This window comes from Streptomyces turgidiscabies Car8 (assembly GCF_000331005.1).
Taxonomy (GTDB): Bacteria; Actinomycetota; Actinomycetes; order Streptomycetales; family Streptomycetaceae; genus Streptomyces; species Streptomyces turgidiscabies.
On record NZ_AEJB01000554.1, the window covers coordinates 1 to 12,422 of the forward strand.

The 12,422-nt window shown below is 70.7% G+C and carries 13 protein-coding genes; 7 read left to right on the forward strand and 6 right to left on the reverse strand.

Annotation, left to right across the window (positions count from 1 at the left end):
* Positions 1-52 precede the first annotated feature (52 nt).
* The gene (locus STRTUCAR8_RS39615) at positions 53-2,860 is read right to left on the reverse strand and encodes a penicillin acylase family protein (protein ID WP_006382011.1); all 2,808 of its coding nucleotides are present in this window, start codon (positions 2,858-2,860) and stop codon (positions 53-55) included.
* A 415-nt stretch (positions 2,861-3,275) separates the two neighbouring features.
* Here STRTUCAR8_RS39615 and STRTUCAR8_RS39620 point away from each other — a divergent pair, with 415 nt between their 5' ends.
* The 3 genes from STRTUCAR8_RS39620 (at position 3,276) to STRTUCAR8_RS39630 (ending at position 5,880) form a co-directional block, all read left to right on the forward strand.
* Positions 3,276-3,881: a hypothetical protein gene (locus STRTUCAR8_RS39620; protein ID WP_006382008.1), complete on the forward strand. Its 606-nt coding sequence runs from the start codon at positions 3,276-3,278 to the stop codon at positions 3,879-3,881.
* Between the two features lie 63 nt (positions 3,882-3,944).
* Positions 3,945-4,664 (forward strand): 3-keto-5-aminohexanoate cleavage protein, encoded by a 720-nt coding sequence (locus STRTUCAR8_RS39625; RefSeq protein WP_044473684.1) that lies wholly within the window; start codon positions 3,945-3,947, stop codon positions 4,662-4,664.
* Between the two features lie 148 nt (positions 4,665-4,812).
* On the forward strand, positions 4,813-5,880 hold the full coding sequence (locus STRTUCAR8_RS39630) for an RNA ligase (ATP) (protein WP_006382012.1): 1,068 nt from the start codon (positions 4,813-4,815) through the stop codon (positions 5,878-5,880).
* On the opposite strand, the gene soxR is transcribed toward STRTUCAR8_RS39630, so the two are convergent.
* Positions 5,834-6,349: a redox-sensitive transcriptional activator SoxR gene (gene soxR / locus STRTUCAR8_RS39635; RefSeq protein ID WP_006382018.1), complete on the reverse strand. Its 516-nt coding sequence runs from the start codon at positions 6,347-6,349 to the stop codon at positions 5,834-5,836. The two genes, STRTUCAR8_RS39630 and soxR, sit on opposite strands and share 47 nt — an antisense overlap.
* A 139-nt stretch (positions 6,350-6,488) precedes the next feature.
* Between soxR and STRTUCAR8_RS39640 the strand changes: the two genes are divergently transcribed.
* Positions 6,489-6,950: a MaoC family dehydratase gene (locus STRTUCAR8_RS39640; protein ID WP_006382015.1), complete on the forward strand. Its 462-nt coding sequence runs from the start codon at positions 6,489-6,491 to the stop codon at positions 6,948-6,950.
* On the opposite strand, the gene STRTUCAR8_RS39645 is transcribed toward STRTUCAR8_RS39640, so the two are convergent.
* The 3 genes from STRTUCAR8_RS39645 to STRTUCAR8_RS39655 all read right to left on the reverse strand — a co-directional run bounded on the left by STRTUCAR8_RS39645 (position 6,941) and on the right by STRTUCAR8_RS39655 (position 9,230).
* Complete coding sequence (locus STRTUCAR8_RS39645) at positions 6,941-7,603, reverse strand: TetR/AcrR family transcriptional regulator (protein WP_006382014.1); 663 nt, start codon at positions 7,601-7,603, stop codon at positions 6,941-6,943. The genes STRTUCAR8_RS39640 and STRTUCAR8_RS39645 overlap by 10 nt on opposite strands.
* A gap of 90 nt (positions 7,604-7,693) precedes the next feature.
* Positions 7,694-7,981, reverse strand: coding sequence for a YiaA/YiaB family inner membrane protein (locus tag STRTUCAR8_RS39650; protein WP_006382017.1), 288 nt, complete (start codon positions 7,979-7,981; stop codon positions 7,694-7,696).
* A 97-nt stretch (positions 7,982-8,078) separates the two neighbouring features.
* Entirely contained in the window at positions 8,079-9,230 is a 1,152-nt protein-coding gene (locus STRTUCAR8_RS39655) for an acyl-CoA dehydrogenase family protein (RefSeq protein WP_006382010.1), read from the reverse strand.
* A 79-nt stretch (positions 9,231-9,309) separates the two neighbouring features.
* Here STRTUCAR8_RS39655 and STRTUCAR8_RS39660 point away from each other — a divergent pair, with 79 nt between their 5' ends.
* The 3 genes from STRTUCAR8_RS39660 to STRTUCAR8_RS39670 all read left to right on the forward strand — a co-directional run bounded on the left by STRTUCAR8_RS39660 (position 9,310) and on the right by STRTUCAR8_RS39670 (position 11,868).
* Complete coding sequence (locus tag STRTUCAR8_RS39660) at positions 9,310-9,996, forward strand: TetR/AcrR family transcriptional regulator (RefSeq protein WP_006382016.1); 687 nt, start codon at positions 9,310-9,312, stop codon at positions 9,994-9,996.
* Positions 9,997-10,065: 69 nt separating this feature from the next.
* Complete coding sequence (locus STRTUCAR8_RS39665; protein ID WP_006382020.1) at positions 10,066-10,806, forward strand: ArsR/SmtB family transcription factor; 741 nt, start codon at positions 10,066-10,068, stop codon at positions 10,804-10,806.
* Between the two features lie 78 nt (positions 10,807-10,884).
* The gene (locus tag STRTUCAR8_RS39670; RefSeq protein ID WP_044473685.1) at positions 10,885-11,868 is read left to right on the forward strand and encodes a DMT family transporter; all 984 of its coding nucleotides are present in this window, start codon (positions 10,885-10,887) and stop codon (positions 11,866-11,868) included.
* Here STRTUCAR8_RS39670 and STRTUCAR8_RS39675 read toward each other — a convergent pair.
* The coding region (locus STRTUCAR8_RS39675; protein WP_006382009.1) for a class F sortase at positions 11,860-12,422 on the reverse strand (563 nt) is incomplete at its 5' end. The genes STRTUCAR8_RS39670 and STRTUCAR8_RS39675 overlap by 9 nt on opposite strands.

Consider the following 12,422-nt stretch of genomic DNA (forward strand, 5'->3'; position numbering starts at 1 on the left):
ACCACCACAGGTGCCTCAGCCGCTACCGGCTCTCACCGGTTCTCATGGGTTGTCACCGGTGTGACGTGAACTCGACGACCTGCTGGTAGGTCGGACGGTTCTGCCAGCTGATGTTGTAGTGCTTGATGCCTCCCAGGGTGCGCTGGACGATCGAGTCGGCGCACCACTGGTTGCCCGCGGTGGTGCAGAGCTTGTCGGCGGGGTAGACCTGGGCGGCCGTCTTGCCCGCCGCGGTCTTCAGGGTGCTGATCAGGATGTCCCGGCAACCGCTGAGCGTGCCGCCGCCGCAGTACTTCTGCGTCAGCCCGCCCTGCACCGAGTCACCGAGAACCGCCCGGATGTCCTTGTCGACGTAGCTCCACCAGCCGTACTGGAAGGAGCTTCCCGCGTGTGCCCCGGTCGGGCCGTGCGCGGCCGAGGGTGCCTCGTCGACGGGGAGGTTGGTGGTGATGGCGGTGTAGAGGTCGGTGCCGAGGCCCGGCTGGAACTCGGCCTCCACCAGCAGCGGCCACCAGGCGTCCAGGATGCGGATCGCGTCGGCGTTGGCGTACGTCTTCGAACCCGCGGACGTCTCCGTGCGCTTGGCGCCCGCCGTCACCCACGCGGACAGCTTGCTGACGGCAGCCGCGGCCGTGGTGTCGGTGACCGCCGAGCTGTTGAGGACCCGCAGCAGCTTCGGCAGCACGTCCTCGGCCCGCAGGTCGGTGAGGGCGGCGTCGGCCATCGCCTTCACCAGCTGCGCCCTGGTCACACCGCCCGCCGCGACGAGCTTCTTGACCCGGTCCTCCAGGAGGTTGCCCCGGTGGACGGAACCGTCGCCCCACGAGGCGCTGGTGTAGTCCTTGGCCTGTTTGTTGTTCCAGGAGATGTAGTAGTCCTGGTCGATCGAGTTGGGGTGGGCCGAGGCCGGCGTGTAGTCGGCGGTGTTCGTCGCCGGGTTCCAGTTGCGCCACTCGTAGGCGGCCTGCGCCCAGACCGGGAACTCGGCGTCGACGCCGCTCGCCCGCACCGGGTTGTCACCGCTGTTGTAGTACGCGGTGTGCGTGGAGTCGGCGTAGAACCAGTTGAAGGTGTAGTTGATGTGCTGGACGGCGGCCTGGAAGGTCGCCGGGCTCTTCACGTAGTCCGGGTCGTTCAGCATCTGGAAGCCGATGATCGAGTCGGCCTCGTGCATGTAGGAGGAGCGCAGGGTGGTGTAGGCGACCTTCTTCCCGCCGACCGTCGCCCGATGGCTCACCGGACCGTACTTGGTGCGGTAGACCTGCATCCGGTAGGAACCGGCGGCCGTACCGTCGGCCGTGGTCGGCTTCCAGGCGTTGGTCTGCTCGATCTTCTCCATGGCGGTGCAGGTGCCGTGGTAGAAGTAGTGGACGTCGTCCTGGCACAGCTCGACCGCGTACGAGTCGATGATGTCCTGCCCGGAAGTCGTCGCGCTCCACGCGTAGTCCTGGCCGCGGCCGAGTTCGACGTACATGCTCAGCCCCGCGAACGAGGCGCCGCGCGCGCTGAGGCCCGGGCCCTGGATCTCCTGCAGCATGAGCAGCTGCGGGGCGAAGTAGCCCGTCTGCGGACCGAAGACGGCGATCGGGTGGCCGCTGGCGGTCTTGGCGCCGCTCACCACCAGGGCGTTGGACATACCGCGCTTCGCGGAGGTGAGGGCGGTGGCAGTCGCCGTGGTGGAGGCGCTGGTCGCTGTCGTCGTGGCGGCGCTGCCCGTACGGTCGTACACCAGTGGTTCCTCGGCGACCGTGCCCGCGTCCGGCAGGGCCTCGCCCTGCGGGTCGGCGGGCGCGGTCGCGTACGGGAAGCTCTCGCCGTTGTGGACGGTGAGGGCGGCCTCGGGGTCGTTGCGCTCGCGGAACGCCTCCCAGACCTTGGTGCCCTGGACGACGCCGTACTGGGACTGCGCGGCCATCAGCGAGATCGCGTTGTTGACCTCGCCGCCACCGCCGGAGCCGAAGAGCGCGCCGATCACGGAGGCCAGCGCGACCAGGTCGGTGGCCTTGAACTTCTGGATGGTGCCCGCGTTGGTGACGGAGTCCTTCCAGCCGGTGAGGACGTACTCGCCGGGGAAGTACCGGCCGCTGTCGGAGGCGTCGATGTAGGCGTTGATGCCCGCGACATAGGCGTTGACGTCGGCGAGGGCCTGCTGGCCGCGGGCACCGTTGGTGGCGACCGCGTTGTCTATCTGGGCCTGGAGGTCGGCCTCGGTGTACGGGGCGTGGCGCCAGAACTCCTGCTCGAGGCCCTGGTTGGAGGGGTCACCGCCCGCGAAGGGGGTGAGCTGGCCGCGTCCGACATGGCGGAAGACGTCCATCAGCCAGAGGCGGTCCTGGGCTGCGGCGTACCCGGCGCCGAACTCGGTGCCGTAGCGGGTGGTGCCTGTGATGTGCGGCACACCCGTCTTCTTGTCACGGACGATCGTCACGTCGGTGCGGCCTGCCGGAGCCAGGGTGGAGGCGACCTGGTCGGCGGCGACCCCGAACGAGGAGTCGTTGAAGAAGTTGTTGATCGTGGTGTTGGTGAGGCCGGTGTAGCCCGTGGCCAGGTTGGCATAGGGCCCGAGCTGGTCTTCCGCATGGTCGGGCTGCGAACCGAAGGCCTGGTTCAGGAGGATCTGGGCGAGGGTCGCGTTGCCGTTCTGGCCGGGCGGCAGGATGTCGGAACACTGACCGCCGCAGTAGTCGTTCGCGGCGGCGGCCTGAGCCTCGGTCGCGGGGGAAAGCGGAGAAAGCGGCGACAAAAGACCGGCAATGAGTGTGCATACGGCTGCGGTCTTCAGGAACCCGAAGAGTCCGCGGGGAGTTCTCAGTCTGTCGAAGGTTCTGTCGACGGTGTTGCCTGGGGTGCGCCGGGACATGGCAGCTCCTCCGGACCGGGGGGTGGGCCACTCCGAACGGAGTGGGCCAGAGGTTACCGCCGGTATCCCCGCGATAGAAGATGAACATGCGTCACTTTTGAACAACGTGGTACAGGAATTGCGTTGGGGAGTGCGGGGGCACTTCGAGGCGCTGGACGTGAAACCGGTCCGGCGCCGTGCTCAACAGGTGTTGCACAGACGGCCGACAGTTGTGGGAGGTAACCGTGGAGGGTGGTCCGGCGGACGGCTTAGAGCCGTTGACGTCGGTCCCGAGGGGGCCCGGCGAGCGGCTTATGGCCGTCATCGGAAAACAGATGGAGCCGAATCGCTTGTCGATACGTCTATTCGGCGACGTCCGTTCGACGACGCCGAAGTGACCGAAGTACAGGTGCAGATGTGACGGAGGTGCAAGGCGATGGCCGGTTTCCGGAGTCTGGCGAGACAGGTGCGGGACCCGCGGTGCGATCTGGCACTGCGGCGGTACTCGCTCCGTAAGTGCCTTGAGCGATTCGCCCCTTACGGGCACAGGGCGACCTGGGACCACCTGTGCTCCCGGGCCGGGTTCGGACCCGAGGACCGCTCCCCCGATCCAGCGCGGCTCGTGGCCGCACTGGACGAGCTGGAGGAAGCGCGCTCGGTCTGGCAGGCGTACGAGGTGGAGTTCGCGAAGCGCCGCAAGAAGGAGAAGTTCGACGGGCTGCGCAGGCCCGGGAGCGTGGACGACTGGCATCGGCTGACCTGGGGTGGGTTCGGGGTGGCCTGGTGCGACGACCCGGGGGTGCACCCCCACGAACCGCTGGCCGAGGTGCTGCGACGGCTGATCGCCGCCCTGGAACGCGAACCGGGCTCGGTGTGCCCGGTGTGCGACGGGGAGCGCCTCACCTGGAAGTACGACCTGGCCCATGAGCCGTCGTCGGGTCCTGTCTGCACGGAGTGCGGCATCGTGGTGCCGCGGCCCGTACTGACCCCCGAGGCACTGGCGGAATCCAGGCGCGGACGGCTGCTGCTTGCGTCGGCCTGAGCACGACGGGGGTGCGCCGGGGATGCCGCACCCCCCAACCGAACCGGATGGCACCATCGGGGCATGACGCAGGTGTGTCTCAACGGCTCCCGGGGCGCCGCGCACGGCGCGCTGATACCGCTGTCGCCGGAAGCGATGGCCGACTCGGCGGCCGAAGCGGTCCTGGCCGGGGCCACCGACGTCCACGTCCACCCCAAGTCCCCCTGCGGACAGGACACCCTGTCGCCGCGCGCGGTCGCGGCGACGCTGACGGCGATACGGTCGCGGGTCACAGTGCCGGTCGGCGTGACCACCGGCGCCTGGACCGAGCCGGATCCGACGGCGCGGCTGGAGCGGGTAAGAAGCTGGACGATGCTGCCCGACCACGCCTCCGTCAACTGGCACGAGCCGGGCGCGGAGGAGCTGGCGGCCCTCCTCATCGGTCTGGGGGTGGGCGTCGAGGCCGGCATCTGGTCCGGCACGGACGGACCGGCGCGCTTCGCTGCCTCACCCCTCGCCCCGAAGGTCCTGCGCGTCCTGGCAGAGGTGACGGACCCCGACCCGACCACGGCCGAGGCGACGGCCCGCACCCTCCTCACCGACCTGAGCAGGTCGCCCCACGGGCGCCCGGTCCTCCTCCACGGCGAAGAGGCAGGCACCTGGCCGGTACTCCGCCTAGCGGCCCGCCTGGGCCTCCAAACCCGCATCGGCCTCGAAGACACCCTCCACCTGCCGAACGGCGAACGGGCGAAGTCCAACGCCGAGCTGGTGAGAGCAGCCCTGGCGCAGACAAGCGCCCGATAGGGGCGCGGGGAACTGCGCGACAAGCCACAACGAACCCGCAGACAGTCACGCACCCCCGGCGGAGCGCATAGCAGCAACAAAATCCATGGCTCCACCCCTTTCCCACAAGGAGAGTTGGCGAAGATGAGACCCCACTGAGGAGACACCCATGTCGACGCTGCGCGTCACCGCCGAAACCCTGACCATCCACCCACACCCCAACGCCGACGCACTGGAGCTGGCCCAGGTGGGCCTGTACCGCGCCGTCGTGGCCAAGGGCGTGTACCGGACCGGCGACACGGCCGTGTACATCCCCGAGCAGTCCGTGCTGCCGACCGGGCTGGTCGACGAGCTGGGCCTGACCGGACGACTGGCGGGGACCAACTCGGACCGGGTCAAGGCGGTACGGCTGCGCGGCGAGCTCTCGCAGGGCATCGTCTGCCGCCCTCGCGCCCTCGACGGCGTCGACCTGGCGCGGGCCGCCGCCGAGGGCGCCGACTTCGCGGAGCGGCTGGGCATCGTCAAATGGGTGCCGCCGATCCCGCCCACCATGAACGGCGACGTCGAGTCCGCGCCCGACCTTCTGAGCTGGGTCGACATCGAGAACGTCCAGCGCTACCCGGACATCTTCACGCCGGGCGAGCCGGTCGTCCTCACCGAGAAGCTGCACGGCTCGGCCTGTCTGCTGACGTATCTCGCGGCCGAGGGGCGCGTCCAGGTGTCCTCGAAGGGGTTCGGTGCCAAGTCCCTCGCCCTCAAGGAGGACCCGCGCAATCTGTACTGGCGTGCGGTGACCGCCCACGACGTCGCCGGGGCCGCGGCCGAACTCGCCGAGCGGCTCGGGGCACGCCGGGTCGGGATCTTCGGCGAGGTCTACGGAGCGGGCGTACAGGATCTGACGTACGGCGCGGACGGCCGGCGCGAGACGCTCGGGTACGCCGTGTTCGACGTGTCGGCGGAGGTCGACGGGGAGGTCCGCTGGCTCGACCCGGCAGAGCTGCTGGAGGGCCGACTGCCGCTCGTACCAAGGCTGTTCGAGGGTCCGTACGACATCGACCGGATCCTGGAGATCGCGAGCGGGCGCGAGACGGTGTCCGGGCGGGGGCTGCATCTGCGGGAGGGTGTCGTGATCCGGCCGGCCGTCGAGCGGTACAGCGCGGTGACCGGCGGGCGGGCGATCGCCAAGGCGGTCAGTCCGGCGTATCTGACACGCAAGGGAGGGACGGAGTTCGAGTAGCCGGAGCGGCGCCGCGCCTCTCCACCATCAGACGGGATCCCGCCCGGCTCTCGCCGAAGGCGTCGTCCGGGTTGGAGAGGACGCAGCCCTCCAGGGAGAGGCAGCCGCAGCCGATGCAGTCGGTGAGATGGTCCCGGAGCCGGTTCAACTGCTTGATGCGCTCGTCGAGTTCGGCGCGCCAGTTCTCGGAGAGCCGGGACCAGTCCTCCCGGGTGGGGGTACGTTCCTCGGGGAGTTCGGCGAGCGCCTCGCGGATCGTGGCGAGGGGGATGCCGACGCGCTGCGCGGCCCGGACGAAGGCGACCCGGCGCAGCGCGTCACGGCTGTAGCGGCGCTGGTTGCCCGAGGTGCGGCGACTGGTGATGAGGCCCTTGGACTCGTAGAAGTGCAGGGCGGAGACAGCGGCGCCGCTGCGGGCGGCGAGCTGGCCGACCGTGAGTTCGTGGATCTTCTCGGGAATCTGGGGCACCCCTCGAACCCTACCCACCCGGCACGGACCGCAGTCCGTTGACATGGGGCCCACGGCCTACCATGCTAAGCAGTTGCTTAGGCATGAAGTTGTCCGGGCGCAGTGCGGTTGCCTGGACACAGTGGCGAGGAGGCCGGGAATGGCAGAGCCGAGGATCTTCACGGGTGCGGACGACCTGAAGGCGGCGGTGGGCGAGCAACTGGGGTACACGGACTGGCTGGAGGTCGACCAGAAGCGGATCGACCTGTTCGCCGACGCGACCGGCGATCACCAGTGGATCCACGTGGACCCGGAGAAGGCGGCCACCGGCCCCTTCGGGACGACCATCGCGCACGGCTATCTCACCCTGTCGCTGCTGCCGCTCTTCGGGCCGCAGCTGATCACGGTCGAGAACGTGAAGATGGGCGTCAACTACGGGACGAACAAGGTTCGTTTCCCCTCCCCCGTCCCGGTCGGCTCACGCCTGCGCGCCACCGCGCGGATCTCCGGGGTCGAGGACGTGACCGGCGGAGTGCAGGTGACCGTCGCCTTCAGCGTGGAGCGCGAGGGCGGCGACAAGCCGGTGTGCGTCGCCGAGTCGGTGTCGCGGTACTACCTGTGAGCCGGTGAACCCGAGCCGGTGAACACGGGTTGTCCGGCCGCCACCATCCGCAGCACGAGGTCGGCGTAGAGTCCGCCGACCTCGTCCGGGGTGCGCGAGCCGTTGACGTTGAACCAGCGGGCCACGTCGACGCACAGCGACAGCACGGCGAGCGTCGTGCCCTGGACGTCGGGCACGTCGAACTCGCCCGCCTCCACCCCGTCCTCGAGGATCCCGCGCACCTCGGCGTCGCACTGACGGCGCAGCGCGAGGATCTCCGCGCGGGCGTCGGGGCCCAGCGAGTCGAGTTCGTACTGCACGACCCGTGCGGTGGTACGCCCCCCGGCGTGCCAGCGGACGAAGGAGCTGACGGCCTCCGCCAGCCGTTCCGCCGCGGTGCCCTCGGTCCGAGCCGCCGTACGCAGGATGTCGACGGCCTTCTCGTGGCCGATCCTGCTGATCCGGTGGAGCAGCTCTTCCTTGGTCTTGTAGTGGATGTAGAGCGCGGCCGGGCTCATGCCCGCGCGGCCCGCGATGTCACGGGTCGTCGTCGCGTGGTAGCCACGCTCGGCGAAGGCCTCCACCGCGGCGACGAGCAGCCGCCGGGCCGCGTCGGGGGTCACCTCACCCCAAGGCGCCGCCTCGCCGCCGGCCGTCTGCTCCGCCGTACTCATCGCCCGTTCGCCCCTTCCACCGACAGTGACCCCCTACTGTACCGCCGCGGGTGAGCGAGCGCTTAGGGCGCCTGCTCGGGGCCTTGCGGATCAGTGCTTCTCGAAGGGGTCGTACTCGGCGAGCAGCTTCTCCAGCCGGGCCTGGTCGACCCGGCTGACGATCTGCCCGGCCTCCTGGCGGTCACGGATGACCTTGGCCAGGGTGAAGGCGGACGTCACCAGGTAGAGGACGGCGATCCCGAGGAAGCCGCGCACCCAGGCGTCGGCCTGCAAACGGAAGATGCCGATGGTGGTCGCCCCCATGGCGATACCGAAGGACGCGACGGCCTGGCCGTAGAAGGCCGCCGTGTTCTGCTGCTTGACCGGTGTCTCACTCATGGGGACAAGAATCGGCCGACGTGGCCTGTGCCACATCCGTCGGGATACTCAGACAGATACTCAGATCGCGACCTGTCCGGCCCGGCCGCCGCCGACCTCAGAACGCCGATACGCCGGTCAGCGCGCGGCCGATCAGCAGCTTCTGGATCTGGCTCGTGCCCTCGTAGAGGGTCATCACGCGGGCGTCGCGCAGGAGTTTGCCCACCGGATACTCGTCGATGTAGCCGTAGCCGCCGAAGACCTGGAGGGCGTTGTTCGCGGCGCGGACGGCGGCCTCGGAGGCGAACAGCTTGGCCTTGGAGGACTCGGTGGCGAATGGCAGACCGCGGTCGATCAGGTCGGCGACCCGCCAGGTCAGCAGCCGGGCCGCGTCGACGTCCACGGCGATGTCGCTGAGCAGTTCCTGCACCAGCTGGTGCCGCGCGATGGGCCCGCCGAACTGCTCGCGCTCGCCCGCGTACCGCACGGCGGCGTCCAGGGCGGCCTGGGCTATCCCGACACACCCGGCGGCGACCGACATGCGCCCTTTGGCGAGCGCCGACATGGCCACGGAGAAGCCCTTGCCCTCGGGGGCCAGCATCGCCGAGGCGGGCACGCGCACGTCCTCGAAGACCAGTTCGGCCGTGGCCTGACCACGCAGGCCGAGCTTGCCGTGCAGGGTGCGGCGGGTCAGTCCGGGGGTGTCGGTCGGCACGAGGAAGGCGGAGACGCCCTTGTGGCCGGGGGCGTCGGTGGAGCGGGCGAAGAGCAGCACCACGTCCGCCCAGGTGCCGTTCGTGATGAACATCTTGGTGCCGTTGACGACGTAGTTGTCACCCTCGCGCACCGCCCGCGTGGTGAGGTTGCCGGCGTCGGACCCGGTGCCCGGTTCGGTCAGGCCGAAGCAGCCGACGTACTCGCCGGAGGTCAGGCCGGGCAGCCAGCGGCGTTTCTGCTCCTCGGTCCCCCAGTGCGCGACCGTCTTGGCCACCAGCCCCAGGGACACCGAGACGATTCCGCGCACGGAGGAGTCCCCGCGGCCGAGTTCCTCGGTCACCAGGCAGTACGCGAGATGGTCGCCGCCCGAGCCGCCGTACTCCTCGTCGACGGTCAGCCCCAGGAAGCCCACGTCGCCCAGTTTCCTGACGATCGACCGGTCGACGTTCTCGGCGCGGTCCCAGGCGACGACGTTCGGGGTGATCTCGCGCTCGACGAAGTCCCGGGCGAGCCGCTGGACAGCGGTCTGCTCGTCGCTCAGTTCCAGGTTCATGACGAGCCCCACCTCACAGGCGTAGATGCCATTTAAATTAGCACTGCTAGTTTACAGTGGCAGCCCTACTATGTGCGCCATGGCCCGACCGCGCAAGCCCCTCCTCAGCACCGACCTGATCGTCGAGACGGCACGGGCGCTGGTGGACTCGGAAGGACTGGCCGCCCTGTCGACGCGTCGGCTCGCCGCCGAGCTGGGTGTCAGCGGGCCGTCCCTCTACAACCACTTCCGCACGAAGGACCAGATCCTGGAGGCGGTCGCGGACTCGGTGAGTGTGCTGGTCGACCTGTCGATGTTCGACCGGGGCGAGCGGAACGAGGGAGGCGAGGGGGGCGAAGAGGGCGGGGAGCGCCCCGACTGGCGTACCGCGCTGCACGACTGGGCGGTCTCCTACCGGGCCGCCCTGCGCGACCATCCGAACATCGTTCCGGTGATGGCCCGCGGACCCGGCCGCCGTCCGGCCGGCCTGCGCGTCGCCGACGCCGTCTACGGCGGGATGGTCGACGCGGGCTGGCCGCCCGCCCAGGCCACGTCGATCGGCGCGCTGATGCGGTACTTCATCATGGGCTCCGCGCTCGGCTCCTTCGCCGGTGGCTTCGTGGACGACGAGAGCGCGTACGACCCGGCCGACTATCCCCACCTCGGACAGGCCCACCTCCTCTCCGAGCAGCAGGAGAAGATCGACGAGCGGGCCTTCGAGACCGGCCTCGCGGCACTGCTGGCCGGACTGGCACAGCAGTACGAGCAGCTGCAGCGATCCGAGTAGGCCCGGACAGGCGTCCCGCCCGGGCACATTTCGGTGGGCGCCGAAGTATCCGTACCCCATGCTGAAGCCATGACCACGAGGGATGCGAGGCAGCCGAGGGCGGCGAGGAGGCCGGGCCGCGCGTCCGGTCTCGCGGCGCTGGCCGGACTGCTGGCGGACGAGACACGGGCCGGTTTCCTGCTCGCGCTGCTGGACGGACGGGCGTGGACCGCCGGCGAACTGGCGCGGCATGCCGGGGTCGCCCCGTCGACCGCCAGCGAGCACCTGGGCCGGCTCGTCGCCGGCGGGCTGCTCACCGAGGAACGCCAGGGACGGCACCGCTATGTGCGGCTGGCCGACGCCCGCGTGGCCCAACTGGTGGAGGAACTCGCCGCCCACGCCGGTCTCACCGCGCCCCAACCGGCGCGCACACTGCGGGAGTCCGGCGCCGGGTCCGCGATGGCACGCGGCCGTACCTGTTACGACCATCTCGCCGGACGGCTCGGCATCGCCCTCACCGACGCGCTGACCGGGCGGGGGCTGCTGAGCCAGGACAACGGGTTCGCGCTCACGGACGCCGGGCTGCGCTGGTTCGCCGGCGCCGGCATCGACCTCGACCGCTCCGGTCGCCGCCCTCTCACCCGCGCCTGCCTCGACTGGACCGAGCGCCGCCCCCACCTCGCGGGCACCGCCGGCGCCGCCCTGTGCCGGCATGCCCTGGACGCCCGCTGGTGCGTACGCATCGGCTCGGAGCGGGCGGTCAGGGTGACCCCCGAAGGGGAACACCGCCTCGCCCAGCTCCTCGGCATCGAGGCGACGGCCCTGCGCTGAACGGCCGTACGACCGGCACCCAGCCTCACGTCCGAAAATCGCGAGCCCTTCCCGCCTGATCTGCCTAGCCTCTGGAGCATGATGACCTCCTCCCCGACCTCGCGCCCGGCCCCTCGCGCGGAGGTGCTCGCCACGGTCGCCGCCTGTGTGACCGTGGTGCTGTGGGCCTCCGCGTTCGTGTCGATCCGCAGTGCGGGGGCCGCCTACTCGCCGGGGGCGCTGGCGCTCGGGCGGATGCTCGCCGGGTTCGTGACGCTGGGGGCGATCTGTCTCGTACGGCGGGAGGGGCTGCCGCCCCGGTCCGCGTGGCGCGGGATCGCGATCTCGGGGGTGCTCTGGTTCGGGGTCTACATGGTGGTCCTGAACTGGGGCGAGCAGCAGGTGGACGCGGGGACGGCCGCCCTCGTCGTGAACGTGGGCCCGATTCTCATCGCCCTGCTCGGCACCCGGCTGCTCGGCGATCCGATGCCGCCCCGGCTGCTCGCGGGCATGGCGGTGTCGTTCGCGGGCGCGGTGACCGTGGGGCTGTCGATGTCCGGCGGGGGCGGCACATCGGTGCTCGGGGTGGCGCTGTGTCTGCTCGCGGCTGCCGCGTGGGCCACGGGTGTCGTCGCGCAGAAGCCGGTTCTCGGCCGGGCGAGCGCCCTTCAGGCGACGACGTTCGGCTGTCTGGTCGGGGCCCTGACCTGTCTGCCGTTCGCCGGGCAACTGGTCGGCGAGGCGGCCGACGCGCCGCTCTCGGCCACCCTCAACATGATCTACCTGGGCGTCTTCCCGACCGCGCTGGCCTTCACGACCTGGGCGTACGCGCTGGCCCGTACGACGGCCAGCCGCATGGGCGCGACCACCTACGCCGTGCCCGCCCTGGTCGTCCTGATGTCCTGGCTGGCGCTGGGCGAGGTGCCCGGACTGCTCACGCTGGCGGGCGGCGGGCTGTGCCTGGCGGGGGTGGCGGTGTCACGGTCCCGGGCCCGGGCTCGGACACAGGTGCCGGGGGCCGTGGCCGCCGAGGGGGTCGCCCCGGCGCGGCCACGGCCCGACAGGGCCGACGAGTCAGCGTGAACGCGCCCTGTCCACGCGGCCCGGGGACGCGGACGGCGCCGGTCGCGTCGCCGTCAGATGGGCGTACACGACGATGTTGCCGCTGTAACCGGTCCGTCGGTCGTAGCCGCCGCCGCAGGTGATGAGCCGCAGCTCGGGACGGGCGCGGGCGCCGTACACCTCCTTGCTGGGGAAGTGCGCCTTGTCGTACGTCTTCACGGCGTCGACGGTGTAGACGGCCGTACGCCCGTCCGCGCGCCGGAGTTCGACCCGCCGCCCGGGTGTGACCGCGTCGAGGCCGATGAACACGGCGGCCCCGGCACGGGTGTCGCGATGCCCTACGACGATCACCGTGCCGTTCTCGCCGGGGGACGGCCCGTCCGCGTACCAGCCGGCCAGGTTGGAGTTGTCGTCCGGGGGCGCGGTGAGCTGCCCGTGCCGGTCGAGGTGCAGGTCCACGACCGGCGCCTCGACATCGAGGTACGGAACGGTGAGCGTGGTGGGACGGGAGCGGGGAAGCAGGGCGGGCACCCGTGGCGTGGCCGGCCCTCCCGGGCGGGCGCGGGGCGGCGTCG

Excerpts from the sequence above, each read along its gene's own strand:
- STRTUCAR8_RS39615 (WP_006382011.1), bottom strand. The coding sequence starts at position 2,860 with ATGTCCCGGCGCACCCCAGGCAACACCGTCGACAGAACCTTCGACAGA.
- STRTUCAR8_RS39620 (WP_006382008.1), top strand. The coding sequence starts at position 3,276 with ATGGCCGGTTTCCGGAGTCTGGCGAGACAGGTGCGGGACCCGCGGTGC.
- STRTUCAR8_RS39625 (WP_044473684.1), top strand. The coding sequence starts at position 3,945 with ATGACGCAGGTGTGTCTCAACGGCTCCCGGGGCGCCGCGCACGGCGCG.
- STRTUCAR8_RS39630 (WP_006382012.1), top strand. The coding sequence starts at position 4,813 with ATGTCGACGCTGCGCGTCACCGCCGAAACCCTGACCATCCACCCACAC.
- STRTUCAR8_RS39640 (WP_006382015.1), top strand. The coding sequence starts at position 6,489 with ATGGCAGAGCCGAGGATCTTCACGGGTGCGGACGACCTGAAGGCGGCG.
- STRTUCAR8_RS39645 (WP_006382014.1), bottom strand. The coding sequence starts at position 7,603 with ATGAGTACGGCGGAGCAGACGGCCGGCGGCGAGGCGGCGCCTTGGGGT.
- STRTUCAR8_RS39650 (WP_006382017.1), bottom strand. The coding sequence starts at position 7,981 with ATGAGTGAGACACCGGTCAAGCAGCAGAACACGGCGGCCTTCTACGGC.
- STRTUCAR8_RS39655 (WP_006382010.1), bottom strand. The coding sequence starts at position 9,230 with ATGAACCTGGAACTGAGCGACGAGCAGACCGCTGTCCAGCGGCTCGCC.
- STRTUCAR8_RS39660 (WP_006382016.1), top strand. The coding sequence starts at position 9,310 with ATGGCCCGACCGCGCAAGCCCCTCCTCAGCACCGACCTGATCGTCGAG.
- STRTUCAR8_RS39665 (WP_006382020.1), top strand. The coding sequence starts at position 10,066 with ATGACCACGAGGGATGCGAGGCAGCCGAGGGCGGCGAGGAGGCCGGGC.
- STRTUCAR8_RS39670 (WP_044473685.1), top strand. The coding sequence starts at position 10,885 with ATGATGACCTCCTCCCCGACCTCGCGCCCGGCCCCTCGCGCGGAGGTG.